The sequence below is a fragment of the Vagococcus sp. WN89Y genome (genome assembly GCF_052220145.1).
GTDB lineage: Bacteria > Pseudomonadota > Gammaproteobacteria > Enterobacterales > Enterobacteriaceae > Kosakonia.
The window spans coordinates 86337-100981 of sequence record NZ_JBQPOM010000018.1; the positions used below are offsets into that span (position 1 = coordinate 86337).

At 50.8% G+C, this 14645-nt stretch carries 9 protein-coding genes; 4 read left to right on the top strand and 5 right to left on the bottom strand.

The features are described from left to right. Positions 1–4 precede the first annotated feature (4 nt). Positions 5–7129, top strand: a complete 7125-nt coding sequence (locus tag ACTU3N_RS06340) for a hypothetical protein (RefSeq protein WP_443085295.1) — start codon at positions 5–7, stop codon at positions 7127–7129. 73 nt (positions 7130–7202) lie between these two features. Here ACTU3N_RS06340 and pgl read toward each other — a convergent pair whose 3' ends face one another. Next, entirely contained in the window at positions 7203–8198 is a 996-nt protein-coding gene (pgl, locus tag ACTU3N_RS06345) for a 6-phosphogluconolactonase (protein WP_443085296.1), read from the bottom strand. A gap of 156 nt (positions 8199–8354) precedes the next feature. Here pgl and ACTU3N_RS06350 point away from each other — a divergent pair, with 156 nt between their 5' ends. Further along, positions 8355–9173, top strand: a complete 819-nt coding sequence (locus tag ACTU3N_RS06350; protein ID WP_443085297.1) for a pyridoxal phosphatase — start codon at positions 8355–8357, stop codon at positions 9171–9173. Positions 9174–9241: 68 nt separating this feature from the next. On the opposite strand, the gene modC is transcribed toward ACTU3N_RS06350, so the two are convergent. The 4 genes from modC to ACTU3N_RS06370 all read right to left on the bottom strand — a co-directional run bounded on the left by modC (position 9242) and on the right by ACTU3N_RS06370 (position 12116). Beyond that, positions 9242–10300, bottom strand: a complete 1059-nt coding sequence (modC, locus tag ACTU3N_RS06355; protein ID WP_443085298.1) for a molybdenum ABC transporter ATP-binding protein ModC — start codon at positions 10298–10300, stop codon at positions 9242–9244. A gap of 3 nt (positions 10301–10303) precedes the next feature. Further along, the gene (gene modB, locus ACTU3N_RS06360; protein ID WP_443085299.1) at positions 10304–10993 is read right to left on the bottom strand and encodes a molybdate ABC transporter permease subunit; all 690 of its coding nucleotides are present in this window, start codon (positions 10991–10993) and stop codon (positions 10304–10306) included. Then, entirely contained in the window at positions 10993–11766 is a 774-nt protein-coding gene (gene modA / locus ACTU3N_RS06365) for a molybdate ABC transporter substrate-binding protein (protein ID WP_443085300.1), read from the bottom strand. The genes modB and modA overlap by 1 nt, the downstream gene beginning before the upstream one ends. Positions 11767–11936: 170 nt before the next feature. Then, positions 11937–12116, bottom strand: coding sequence for an AcrZ family multidrug efflux pump-associated protein (locus ACTU3N_RS06370; RefSeq protein ID WP_443085301.1), 180 nt, complete (start codon positions 12114–12116; stop codon positions 11937–11939). Between the two features lie 133 nt (positions 12117–12249). Between ACTU3N_RS06370 and modE the strand changes: the two genes are divergently transcribed. Both modE and modF read left to right on the top strand, forming a co-directional pair. Next, positions 12250–13038, top strand: a complete 789-nt coding sequence (modE, locus tag ACTU3N_RS06375; protein WP_443085302.1) for a molybdenum-dependent transcriptional regulator — start codon at positions 12250–12252, stop codon at positions 13036–13038. Positions 13039–13105: 67 nt separating this feature from the next. Next, complete coding sequence (gene modF / locus ACTU3N_RS06380; RefSeq protein ID WP_443085303.1) at positions 13106–14575, top strand: molybdate ABC transporter ATP-binding protein ModF; 1470 nt, start codon at positions 13106–13108, stop codon at positions 14573–14575. Positions 14576–14645 lie beyond the last annotated feature (70 nt).

Genomic DNA, 14645 nt, shown 5'->3' on the forward strand with positions numbered 1-14645 from the left:
GAAAATGCCAACCATTACCCAGCCAGACAATGCTCTTCTCCCCTCGCCCCAGCGCCACGCAGCAAAAGATATTGAAGCCAATACTCCCCTGATGGCGCACTTCGCGTCTGCCAGCCTTTCAGGTGCCGAATTAGCCCGCCCGGCACCGCCCTGGCTGCCACAGCGCGTTTGGATGTGGCTGGCAAACCGTTCGCAACCGATGCAGTCGGACACAAACCATCGCATCACGCTGGCAGAAGAAGAGGCGCACTTTCTCCTGAGCCAAAAAGAGGATTCCTCCTCACGTAGCCCTGTACTCTATACCGCTCTCGCGCTGCTTGGCGCAACGGCCATCGGGGCGCTGGCCTGGCACCGCTTCGGCGGTGATAGCAGTTCTGACGAGAATGGCGTAATGCCGGGCCATAACACCTCAGAGAATGCGCTAAGCAATGCACCGCGCAGCGAGCTTCTTGTGGCACATCCTGAAACCACCACCCGTAAACAGTGTCTACACCACTCTCTTAATCGTCCGGACATAACCGAGTGGGGCCCCTGCCCTGATGAAATTGCAGAGATAATTGCCAGGCAAGATGCCCACAGAGCAGAGGAGGAGAAGAAACACGCAGAGCGTGAGAAAAAACGGGCTGAAGAAGAAGCGAGAAAAAAAGCCGAAGAAGAAGCAAAGCGAAAAGCAGATCCTAACGCGAAGTGCTGGTTTCCTAATAAGTATGGCCGGGGCGGCGGGAGTGACAAACCGGGCCTTTGCAGAGGAAATGCTGACAAGGTGGTTTATAACAAAAACAAGAAACGCAAGCATAAACCGACAACAACCACACCAGAACCACCGCCAAGGGAGCCCATAAAATTTTATATGCAAAGGTATCAGCCGGAAGTCTGCAGAACGCCGAACTTTCTGGCACGCTGCGAAAATGTGCATGCGAATTTTCGGCGACCTAACAAATTAGTATTACAAGTGCATGATGTCTATTGTTATTGCCCGCCGCCGCAAAAGAACAGATCCTGGTATAAAATAGTCTATCTCCCCGATGATATAAACTACATGCCATCCACAACCACAACACAATATCCAGCGCACGCCTCGAAAATAAAATATTACCAGAAAAAAACAGAGCCTGAAGAATGCCAGGATAAGAATGTCCTGCAGCGCTGCGAAAATATGCATAATGCGCATCCGGGGGTAAATAGTTTATTACTTCCGGTCCAAAACAGTACTTGTTATTGCCCGCCACCACAATCACGGAAAGACAATTACATGGTGACGTATCTTGAAGACGAAATAAATTCAGCCACAACACCGAAAACAATAACCTCTACGGCAAAATCCATCCCCTCCTCAACAAAAAAACCTAAGCCGCAGTTTTTCACTAAAAAAACACAGCCTGACGACTGTAAAGATATTAATTTTTTAGCCCGTTGTGAGAACGTCCTGTCTTTTCATCCTAAAGCAAAAGAGATGATTTTGAAAAATAAAGGCAAGCAATGTTACTGCCCACCGCCGGAAAAAAAACGAAAACAGTACGAGATAATTTATCTTGATGTAGAAGTCGATTCGTCAGGAAAACCGGTGACAGAACCGGTTGAAAAAGTGGTGATATCGCTCTTCCCGACCATTCCCACACCCACTAAAAGAAGGGAACAATCACTCAATTTTCGCCTGCCGGATGAAGCGTCGGATAAGCTTGGCAGGCCATTAGCCCCCCCTGAAAAGGAGCCTGAGGATGACGTCAAAGTTGTACAACTCTTTGATCTTGCCTGCATCGAGGCGCGTGACTCCCTGAGCTGGAGCGATATTGCGCGTGTGATTGGCGAGACCCTGGAAAGCCCGGTGACGAAACTCTCTGAAGAATCCGCTATTGTTCACTCCTGGAATACTGGTAAAGGCTGCCCACCACCGGAAGAGCTGGAGAATATGCGGGCGATCACCAGCCGTATTGATCAGGTGCTCAGTTTAATCCTGCAAATGCTTCCTCACGCACAGCCGATTAGAATTGCTCAAAACCTTATTGGCCCTGGTTTACAAATCATGGCCGACGACCTCGACGGTATTAAAACGCCACATTCCAGGCTGACCGATTTTGTTATGCAGCTTACCCAAACCGCGCGTGATATGATCCCGACACTCACCACACCGGAAAAGATGTCCTTATATAGCAAACCTGGTGAAAAAGATGGTAGCGTTGCGTCAAATAAAAAAACCTTCACCAAACGCTTTATTTTCCGCGCCGGGAAAACCTATATTTCTGTTGGCGGCAAAGAATATCCGTTACGGTCACAATCTGATGAAAAGCCTTACATCATTGATGACAACGGAAGATTAAGTTACGTCCAGTTTAACAAGGACGTTGATCAATGGGGGTTTATTGAAGAGCAGAACAATATTTTTTATTCAGATAATAATAATGCTTACGCTGAGGTTTATGGCATCAACCTGGCCGAGCAACCTGCCGGCTATAAAGTCGATGTCGATTATAATCATGACTTTGTTACCATTACGCCACCCAATAAAGCAGTGGTCACCGGCGTTTTTGTTGGCAATGAATTTGTGCCTGCTACGTTGCAAAAATCAGGATTCTGGCATTTAGCGTTAACCAATACTCCCGGGCAGGATGAGATAAAATCGCTGAAAAAGACGCCCGCCGGTTGGGTTTTCGATGCGCTTTCAACGAAGATGGATGAATATCTCCAAATGCTGCTGGAAAGTAAGCCAGGTGGTGTGAGCCTGTCGCGAGAAAACCTTATTGCACCGATTAATGACCTTACCGGTTTCAGCGCCAGCATGTTTCATGGGAATTTTATTAAATATAAGGAAAAGTATTACAAAGTAAATCTCCAGACAAATGGCGTTCCAGGCGAATTTCATCATGAAGTCGATGGATTTTCCCAGGCAAAAATCAAATTTAAAGATGATGCTTTTATGCTGGAAAACGAAACAAATATGTTATTTCCTCTGAGAACCACGGTTGTTGATGAGTTATTCCCCAGAGGTAATCACTTTTTAATTGAATCCGGTGCGCTAAATTATATTTTTAATCATGCCGAGGTAACCGTCGCAAATGCTGAAACCCGGCTCGCACCAGGTGTGTATATTGATAAAAATGGAAAAACATTCTTCGCTGCACAACACTCAAAATTTATTGCCACTACTATTTCAGACCGGGAAATAGCCATTAAAGGTGACCTGTATATGGGACACGATAAGGATATAATCCTCTGGTTAGAGGGTGATACCTGGTATCGCGTCAGAGATGAGCCGGTAATCAATGCCGTTGAGTATGAGGATGTCTCTTTATGCCGGGAGAAAAAAGCACCAGGTGCAGCCGCGCGTTGCCTGCCGGTAATGATTGAAAGAAACCTTCATCAACATCTGCAAAAGCATATCACCAGGGGAACCACCAGCAGTGCGCCTCCGGCTCCGGAAGCCCTGGTCGAAGATAATGCTTTTAACATTCCTTTTTTATATAAAGATACCACCACCAGTAGATATTATTTTTTATATGATGACCACTACTTTGATGCAAAAATAATCGAACCAGACGATCTGAATAACCCAACTGGCAGTTATGCGTTGGCGCTTTCCGGTAAAAAAACATTTTTCAGCGGCAAGCCTTTTATCACCAACATTATCACTGAAAAAGTAAATAATAAAATGCAGATAAAAACAATGTCTGCATATACTGCGGAACGAATAAAAACGCATAAAAATATAGCTGACAATTACGTTAATAAAAGACCCTGGCGCGATATTCTTGATATGAGCTTTGTCGAAGAGGCAGCCAGTAGCGCCAAACGCTCAGCAAATGTTTATGTAGAATTAAATCCAGACAGATTCAGCGCAGCGCGAGCTCACAAAACATTTAGTGAAGCATGGAATGAAGCCAGAGTAAAACTCTATCCACAGCGTATTTTAAGCGATAGCGGTTATTATTTTAATATGTTTCCGCTCAGTACCGAGGCACAGTCTTATGGTGTTTATGAGCAAAAAGCGCTACAGCTCTGCGTTAATAAAATCCATTACATTCAGGACAAAGTTATCCCGAGGCTTATTGCCGCACTGAGTTATGATGCCCCTGGATCGGCAGAATGCGAAGATTATATTGCGGAAGTCCTGCAAAGCAGCGACAGAAGATTTAATAATGATGTCATGCTATCTCTCAGTAAGCGGTTACAAAAAATGGATTCCATGTTGACTCAATTAAAGAAAGAGGATCGAATTATTTTTTCCACCGCACTTCATCATAAAGAGAGAACAACCATTCCCGATCGCACATCTTCAGTGCTGATGGCAGACGAGAAATCCTCAGGCCACGTCTCGTACATACCTGAAAATGCAGGCAACAATCTGTTTATTAATATCGATAAAACTGAAGATGTTGATTTTATGAGCGCACTGCTTTATGGCATTGCACAAGCTGAAGATATGACAAAACCGCTTGTCGGGATTTCAAGAGATAATGGTATTTATGTTCCGATTAAAGATGCCATCAAAGAACTGACAGATAAAATGAAGCAGCAAGCATTAAGCTTCGAAGAGTTTAAGAATTTAAAAACCGTCAGTAAATACTATCTGGAAAAGGTTGCGGCTTATAAAAATATCAAAATGGATGACTTGCTTGATCAGCGCAAACTCGCTTATGTGCTGCAAAACGATCCCGGATATCAGGCGCATATTCTGCTTAATTCATCTGAATTTTTAACCCTAATGACGCAGGATCTGTATCATCGGGTGGCGATCAAACAAGCCGAAGGTATGCCATCACGAATCGATAACTGGATGAAAAAATATGGCGAACAGCGCGCCTTTATTAATATAAAAGAGAAACAACCGGTACGGACAGATTTAACAACAGAGGAGATTACTGAGTCAATTTTAAAGACCACAGATTTTGATGGTGCGCAATATCTGGCTGAAGCACAACGTGTTACGGAGATAAAAGAAGGTATTGAAAATCCCCTGCGGCTCAGCGACATTATAGCCACACCTGTTGCCGATTTTATGGCTAAAAAAGGGTTCAGCGATATTCGCTACCGGGCTATGGCGTTGTTTATTTCCAGCGACGATGGCACGCCTGTTACGCATTTCGCCGTCGTCGGCAAATTACATGGCAAGGAGTATGTTTTCGACCTCGCCGCTGGAGAATTCGCCGAACGATATCGATCCCTTGCCGGACCGGTCATTCTGCCGGAGCAGCAATGGGCGCAAAAATATTCATTGCTATCGGACAATCTGCTTATTAAATACGCCGACTTTACTTCGCTCGATGCGGCTCAGCATCGCTTTAATCAGCATAATAAATTTCTTTACTGGGGTCCGGAAATTAAAATTCCTGATGCCAGGGTACTCCGTCGCCCTGAATGGTATTTCCCACCTCCCGCTGCGGATACGCCTGCCCTGCCTGGAGTGGAGTCTCCGGGGCGCCTGGGATATACGAACCCGGTAAGAGAAGCCGCCCGCCTTAGCCAGCTATCCGCGCAAACATCGGGTAACAGCTGGAATTATGCAGTTAAAGTACTCGAAAATGCAGAACTGATAACGCAGGGCTGTGCAACAGAATTACGTGCAGAAATATTACGCGCCGTGGATTTTATGCGCTTTAACGCAAAGACCCCCGGCACAGTCAATGACCTGTTGATTAACCCGCGCATTATTGAGACGAAACAACAGATATTGCGCGTCAACGCGGGCGAGCTGCTCATTTTTATGGGCAGTGAACCTGGGTATTCCGCGAAAGGCTCGCATCCAGTACATGTCATGGTCAGCACCGGTAACGGGCGTTTTGCCGGGATCCAGAACAGCATACTTAATGCATCCTTTGATGATGGCAAAATGATACTTACCGCCGAGCAACTGGGCGAGTTTGTAAATGGCCTATTTAAGCGTTCGCAAAGCGCTTCATTGCCGGAAATACAGTTAATTGCGGGTTATCCCAGAGAGCTTAAAACCAATGAATACCCTGATTTGCGTACGCTTGCAGAACGTACGCAAATGCAGCGCAATAAGGGTAAAGATATTGCTGAAGAGACAGCCAGGCTGCTGAGAGTCTCGGGCGAGCTGTCCGCTGAACAGAGCATCGCGCTGGCAGAAGTGCTACAACCGCTTCTTACAGCAACGGAAAACACCGCGAAGTCCGGCAGGACCATACAGAGTCTGTTGTACAATCCAGTACGTATAAACAGCAAAGCAGACCTGTCAAACGTGCAAAAAGGGCAGCTGGTGATTTTCGGCAAACCCTCCTCTTCATATGCTGCAAGCCATGCAATGTATAGCCTGGGTTACGGCGAATTTGTGATGGTCGATCCGCCTCACCTAACGTTGCACATTTCCAGCCCCAGCGCCCGGATAGAATCATCGCAGTTTCCCGAAAATATTATTAAAGAACACCGAGTATATGCCGGTGAAATAGCGCTGGATGAACTGCGCATTACCTCTCTGCTGGGCCAGGATTCAAAGTTCGTCGTCAAAAACAATGTGGTCAAGGTCACCGCGCATGGCGCTATTTCCAATGCCGCGTTTATGGATGCACCAGAACTTGCGGATGTTATCCGCGGGCTTGGGTTACGTGAAAATCCGCCGGTTGACTGGTCAAAAATAGAAAAGGTAGAGCTGAATACCTGTTATTCTGCGCTGGGTCGTTTACCTCTGGGCAAAGCGGTAGCGTACCTTTTACAGAAGAAAGTTTCCGCATGGCCGCGTTTATACAGTGAAAAAGTCCGTGATAATCCAGCCGTTTCCCTGCGCGAAAAGGTGTATTTGCCCGAGGCAGTGAAGCCGGAAGAATTACTGCTTTTGAAAAAACAAGCCACGCGTAACTACTATTTCTGGCACCATATGCTGCACAGCTGGTTTTACAGATCGCTTGATCATTTGCGCAAGAAACGTGATGCCGCCCAATGGGAGAATATGTTTAAAAATGTGTTCGCCGTGGCTAACGGCAATATGACGGTGGACAACTTTTTAACGACCATGCCGGAATATAAAAGGCACTTAATCACCACGCCAGAGCTTTTCGCAGAAATGGCCGGTGATCCTGTATTTACGGCTGAACAATTTGCCGAACGCTGTATGGATATTATTTATTTAAGCCGCTATACCGAGGATCTGGCGGATGAATATTTGAGTCAACTGGACTGAGTATCAAAAACGCCTGATATTATCGATCAGGCGTTTTTTAAAAAGGGCGATTAAGCCCTGTCTTATCAGTCCATTAATAAGCGTTAACCACCACCCACATTGGCCCCTGCCCGACAGCGTAACGGCCTTTCTCACTAAGAAGCCCCTGCGGGCCGTCGATTTCATACAGCGCAATATGGTGAGACTTCTGCCCGGCAGCAATCAGGTATTTGCCGCTGTTATCGATATTGAACCCACGCGGTTGCGTTTCTGTCGGCTGGAAACCTTCAACCGCCAGCACGCTGCCATCTTCCGATACGCTAAAAATAGTCAGCAGGCTGGAGGTGCGATCGCACGCGTACAGGTGGCGGCCATCCGGCGTAATGTGGATATCCGCGGCCCAGCGCGTGTCGGCAAAATCAGCGGGCATCATATCCAGCGTCTGCACGCACTCGATTTTGCCGTGCGGGTCGCTTAATTGCCAGATATCCACCGTGCTGTTTAGCTCATTGACACAGTAGGCGTAGCGTTTGTTGGGGTGAAAAGCCATATGGCGCGGCCCTGCACCTTCGACGGTTGCCACTTCCGCAGGCTCCTGTGCGGTCAGTTTGCCGTCTTCGCCCAGCGTAAACAGGCAAATACGATCCTGTTTTAAGGCCGGAACCCACAGGGTGCGGTTATCCGGGGAAATATTCGCCGAGTGGCAACCTTCCAGCCCCTCAATGACCTCAACCGTGTCGGCCGGAATGCCATCATCAAGGCGCACTACGCTAACGCAACCGGCATTGTAAGAGCCGCTAAAGAGGAAGCGCCCGCTGTGATCGGTAGAAATATGCGTGGGACTTCCCGGCAACGGCGCTTCGCCTGCTACGGCCAGCGAGCCATCTTCCGGCGAAATACGGTAAGCGATAACGCGAAATTCCGGGCGAACGCCAACGTAGAGATAACGCTTATCCGGGCTGACAACCATTGGCTGTACCTGGCCTGGAACATCGACCACCTGCACCAGCGTCAGTGAACCTTCGGGCGCCAGACGCCAGACGTGGATCTGTTGGCTTTCAGGACTGGCGGTATAAACGGTTTGTTTCATGAACTCTCCTTCCTTTCGAATTTCTCTACGTTAAGTAACCAGGATAGTCGTTTTTGTGCGTTGGTGCGGGATAGCGAGCGGAAATTTTACGCATCCGGCGACCCGGTGTACCATCCAGTTAGTAAATGAATTTAAACATCGACTATGGAAAACGATATGACTTCGCGCGTGATTGCTCTGGATCTAGACGGTACCTTATTGACCCCGAAAAAAACACTTCTGCCCTCTTCGCTGCAAGCACTCTCCCGCGCAAAAGCCGCCGGGCATCAAATCATTATCGTAACCGGTCGCCACCATGTTGCCATCCACCCTTTTTATCAGGCGCTGGCCCTGGATACACCTGCAATTTGTTGTAATGGCACTTATTTGTATGATTATCATGCAAAAAGCGTTATCGCCGCCGATCCGCTGCCGGTTCCACAGGCGCTGCAACTGATTACGCTGCTGGAAGAACACAACATTCATGGCCTGATGTACGTGGATAATGCAATGGTTTATGAAAAGCCGACCGGGCATGTGGAGCGCACAACAAACTGGGCGCAATCGCTGCCGCCGGAGCAGCGCCCGGTGTTTAGCAAGGTTGATTCACTGGCGGCAACGGCGCAGGAGGTTGAGGCTATCTGGAAATTTGCCCTGACCGACGAAGACACGCAAAAGCTAAAACAGTTTGTGCACCATGTTGAACAAACGCTGGGACTGGAGTGCGAATGGTCGTGGCATGATCAGGTGGATATCGCCCGTAGCGGCAACAGCAAAGGCAGGCGCCTGAGCGAATGGGTCGCCTCACGCGGGTTATCCATGCGTGACGTGGTTGCTTTTGGCGACAATTATAACGATATCAGTATGCTGGAAGCCGCAGGCGTGGGCGTGGCGATGGGAAACGCAGACGATGCGGTCAAAACGCATGCGAATGTGGTGATTGGCGATAATACCACCGACAGCATCGCCGGGTTTATCTATAAAGAGTTGCTGTAACGAAAACACCTGTTACGCTGCGTTGCCGACCCGTCAGGGGCAGCGCAGCGTAAACATCCTCAGTTGTATCAGGAGGTTATCGACACGCTCTTGATTTGCGCATACAGCCATGTGCCGGGTTTGATCGCCAGCTCATCCCTGGCCCATGGGCTAATACGCGCCCACAGCGTGCGGCCCCCGACATCAAGCTGCACTTCTACCTGACCGTCAGCATCAAAACAGCCAACGACTTTGGCACGCAGAACGTTGCGAATACTGGAGTTCACCGGCGGTTGCAGCACCAGCGAAACATCCGTTGCCTGAATACGAATACGTAACGGTGCCTGGGCGGGCAAATCCACTTTATTCACCCAGATATGCTGGTCACCCAGCGCCAGCGCGGTCATCGTATAATGCGGATGGTGCTCCAGTACGCTCACTTTCAGGATAGTGCTCTGCTGCTCTTGCGGCAGCCAGGGGTGCATGACGCTGCTGCCCCACACTTCTTCAAGATGACCAAACGCTTTCACTTCACCGGCTTCAAGCACCATAACGTTATCCGCCAGATGCAGGATTTCATCCAGCGAGTGACTGACATACAGCATCGGGATATTAATCTCCCGCGCCAGGCGTTGCAGATACGGCAACAGCTCGCGTTTACGCGGAATATCCAGTGACGCCAGCGGCTCATCAAGCAGCATCAGCTCCGGGGCGGTGAGTAACGCGCGCCCGATTGCCACACGCTGCTTTTCGCCGCCGGAAAGCCCGCCGGGCAGCCTGTCCAGCAGGGGTTCAATCCCCAGCAGCGCCACCAGCTTATCGAACTGGCTCGCCATCGATTTCGCCATCCCATAGCGCAAATTCCCCAGCACTTTATAGTGCGGAAAGAGACGCGCATCCTGAAAAACATAACCGACGCGCCGTTTTTCCGGCGGCAGGCATAGCTTTTTCGTGCTGTCGAACAGCACGCGATTATTGAGCGCGATGCGCCCTTCGCCGGGGCGCGTCAGCCCGCCGATAGCGTTAATCAACGACGTTTTCCCCGCGCCGCTCACGCCAAAAATCGCTGTGATGCCACTGGCCGGGAGATTTTCAGCAACGCGCAGGGTATGGGTACCGAGCGTCTGGGTAAAATTGAGTTCCAGCAAGGCTTATCTCCCAATCCGTTCGCGGCTAAGGCGCGCCAGCCACTCGGAAATCAGTAACGAAACCAGCGCCAGAATAATCGAAATCACACACAAGCGTGCTGCGGCGCTTTCGCCCCCCGGCGTCTGGATAAGCGTATACATGGCAGACGGAATGGTGCGCGTTTCGCCAGGAATATTGGAGACAAAGGTAATGGTTGCGCCAAACTCGCCCAACGAGCGGGCAAAGGCCAGCACCGTGCCGACGATAATGCCCGGCAGCGTCAGAGGCAGCGTAATGGTGAGAAAAACGCGCCAGCGCCCGGCACCCAGCGTGCGCGCCGCCTGCTCCAGTTTGGTATCCACCCCTTCCAGCGCCAGGCGAATGGCGCGCACCATCAGCGGAAAAGACATCACCGCCGCCGCCAGCACCGCGCCACGCCAGCTAAAGGCAAAGGTGAGGCCAAACCACTCGTATAATCTTTTACCGATAAAACCGTATTTGCCCATCGACACCAGCAGCAAATAACCCACCACCACCGGCGGCAGCACCAGGGGTAAATGGAGGAAACTATCAAGCAATGCTTTGCCGGGAAACGTGCAGCGCACCAGCAGCCAGGCAAAGAAAATCCCAAAGGGCAAACTGAATATTACCGCCAGGGAAGAGACTTTTAGGCTCAGCAATACCGCCTGCCATTCGGGATCGGTCAATATCATTAGTGGGTCGTAAATCCGTACTGTTTAAAGATTGCAGAAGCCTGCGGGCCTTTCAGGTAATCATAAAACGCGCTAACCGTGGCGTTTTTATGCCCGTCAATGATTGCCAGCGGGTATTCAACTTTCTGGTGGGAATCTTCCGGGAAGGTTCCGACAACTTTAACGCCTTTACTGGCAACTGCATCAGAACCATAGACAATGCCCAGCGGCGCTTCGCTACGCTCGACCAGCGCCAGCGCGCCGCGCACATCTTCTGCCGGAGCCAGCTTCGGTGACAGCGTCTCCCAGGCACCGAGTTTTTGCAGCGCTTCTTTAGCATAAATCCCGGCAGGGACATGCTCCGGGTCGCCAACGGCCAGACGTCCCTCTTTTAACAGGCTGTTCCATTGAGTTTTTGCATCGATGGTGATATTACCCTGCGCGCTACTTTTCGGCGCGACCACCACCAGGCTGTTACCCAGCAGCGTAGCACGCGTGGTGGTATCAATCGCCTTTTTATCCGCCGCGTAATCCATCCACTTCTGATCGGCAGAGATAAACACGTCCGCAGGCGCACCGGCTTCAATCTGGCGAGCCAGGGTGGAAGAAGAGGCGAAAGAGGAGACAACGTCGACATTTTTCTCTTTCTTATAGGCCGCAGCGATATCCTGCATGGCGTTAGTCAGCGACGCCGCAGCAAAAACAGTCACTTTGCCTTCTTCTGCCAGCACCTGGCCTGCGAAAGAGAGCGTTAACGTTGCGGCGGCAAAAAGGCGTAACCCTGTACGTATCATCTTTAACTCCTGTGCGTATCGTTATATAAAAAAAGACATAACGATAATACCCTATTTTTCCTCTTGTTAGACTATACCCATCAAGAATTAGTTATCTTTATAACTATCGGCAGGAAGACGGCGGAGCTTAAAAGTAAAATGCCCACGGGCGTGGGCATTTTGAGAAAGGATCAGTGCTTCTGGCTGGAACGGTCGCGCTGGCCAACGCCGGAGAAGATGTTGAACACTTCTCCCAAGCCCCAGATAGCCCCCAGGATGATCGCCATCACCACAGGAACCATGATTACGGCAAAAGCCAGACTTTTCAATAACTCAAACATGGTCGACTCCAGATCAAGTGAATGAGGCATTTTAGCCTGAAAGTGCGATAAAACACTCGCCTTTTGTGCGATTGCTCTTACGCCAGGCGCGGAAGCGCGGGCAGCAGACTAGGCGTAGCGCCGCTTTTCCTTCACAATACACTTTTTGCCAGGACAACGCGCCATGCAGGCTGAAATTCTTCTTACCCTCAAACTCCAGCAGCGCCTTTTCGCCGATCCGCGGCGTATCGCCCTACTGAAACAGATAGAACAAACTGGCTCTATCAGCCAGGGGGCCAAAAACGCCGGCATCAGTTATAAAAGCGCCTGGGATGCCATCAATGAGATGAACCAGCTCAGCGAACACACGCTGGTCGAGCGGGCTACCGGCGGCAAAGGCGGCGGCGGTGCAATCGTCACGCGCTACGGGCAGCGGCTGATCCAGCTCTATGATCTGCTCGGGCAAATTCAGCAAAAAGCGTTTGACGTCCTGAGCGACGACGATGCCCTGCCGTTAGACAGCCTGCTGGCGGCTATCTCCCGTTTCTCTTTGCAAACCAGCGCCCGTAATCAGTGGTTCGGCACCATCACCGCCCGCGATCATCAGCAGGTACAGCAGCATGTCGAGGTGCTGTTAGCCGACGGCGAAACCCGCCTGAAAGTGGCGCTTACCGCCCAAAGCGGCGAGCGACTGGGCCTTAATGAAGGCAAAGAGGTGCTGGTGCTGCTTAAAGCACCCTGGGTTAACCTCACGCTGGATGCAAAGCAGGCCGCGCAGGCGGACAACCAGCTAACCGGGCGTATCAGCCATATCGAACGTGGCGCACAGCAGAGCGAAGTGTTGATGACGCTGCCGGACGGCCAGCTGCTCTGTGCGACGATTCCTTCCGCGCAGGCAGGAGATTTGCAGGAACAGTGCGAAGTGACGGCATATTTTAATGCCGATCGGGTGATTCTCGCCACGTTATGCTGATGGCATTGACAAACCTTTTCATTACACGTATCCCTGAATTTCACTGCTGCAAATAATGGGATGGCACATGTCTTCATTGCAAATTTTGCAATGTACGTTTCGTCTTAACGATACCCGTACATTACGTATTGAGCACCTGACGCTGCGCGCCGGTGAAAGCTGGGCCTTTGTTGGCGCGAACGGTAGCGGCAAATCCGCGCTGGCCCGGGCGCTGGCCGGGGAGCTTAAGCTGCTCGGCGGCGAGCGCCAGTGCCAGTTTGCCCGCCTGACCCTGCTCTCTTTTGAACGTTTACAGAAACTGGTCAGCGACGAGTGGCAACGCAACAACACCGATATGCTCAGCCCGGGTGAAGAGGATACCGGGCGCACAACGGCGGAAATTATTCAGGAAGAGGTGAAAAACCCGCCACGGTGCGTGCAGCTGGCGGCACAGTTTGGCATCACGCACTTACTCGATCGCCGCTTCAAATACCTCTCCACCGGTGAAACCCGCAAAGCGCTGCTGTGCCAGGCGCTGATGTCCGAGCCAGAGCTGCTTATTCTCGACGAGCCGTTTGACGGGCTGGACGTCGCTTCCAGAGAGCAACTTGCCGAACACCTCGCCTGGCTTAATCAGCAGGGTTACACCGTGGTGCTGGTGCTTAACCGGTTTGACGAGATCCCGGGCTTTGTGCGCAACGCCGGTGTGGTGGCGGATTGCGCGCTGGTCGAGACCGGAGAAAAAGCGGCGCTGTTGCAGCAGGCGCTGGTGGCGCAACTGGCGCACAGCGAAAAGCTTGGCGGTGTGAGCCTGCCGGAGCCGGACGCGCCGCCTGCACGCCACACGCTGAACGTGGGCGAGCCGCTGATTGTGCTGAACGATGGCGTGGTCTCTTATAACGACAAACCTGTCATCAACCATCTCACCTGGCGCGTAAACCCCGGCGAGCACTGGCAGATTATCGGCCCAAACGGCGCGGGGAAATCAACGCTGCTGAGCCTGATTACCGGCGATCATCCGCAGGGTTACAGTAACGATTTGACGCTGTTTGGCCGCCGCCGTGGCAGCGGGGAAACTATCTGGGATATCAAAAAGCATATCGGGTATGTCAGCAGCAGTCTGCACCTGGACTACCGCGTCAGCACCAATGTGCGCAACGTGATTCTTTCCGGTTATTTTGACTCGATTGGTCTCTACCAGGCGGTGTCGGATAAGCAACACAAACTGGCGCAGCGCTGGCTGGAGATTTTAGGTTTCGATGCCCGCACGGCAGATGCGCCGTTTCACAGCCTCTCCTGGGGGCAACAGCGGCTGGCGCTTATCGTGCGTGCGCTGGTTAAACACCCGACGCTGCTTATTCTTGATGAACCCTTGCAAGGGCTCGATCCGCTTAACCGGCAATTAATTCGTCGCTTTGTCGATATATTAATTAAAGAAGGTGAAACTCAGCTGCTATTTGTTTCCCATCATGCCAGCGACGCGCCACTCTGTATTACCCACCGGCTGGAGTTTGTGCCACAGGGCGAAGAATACCGCTACCAACAGACACCACAATAATTAGGAGGGTGGCGCGTATTCCCCGCTGTGGTGTAATAGTCCCGCTTTTAAGCAAAAAAATAACTATTTT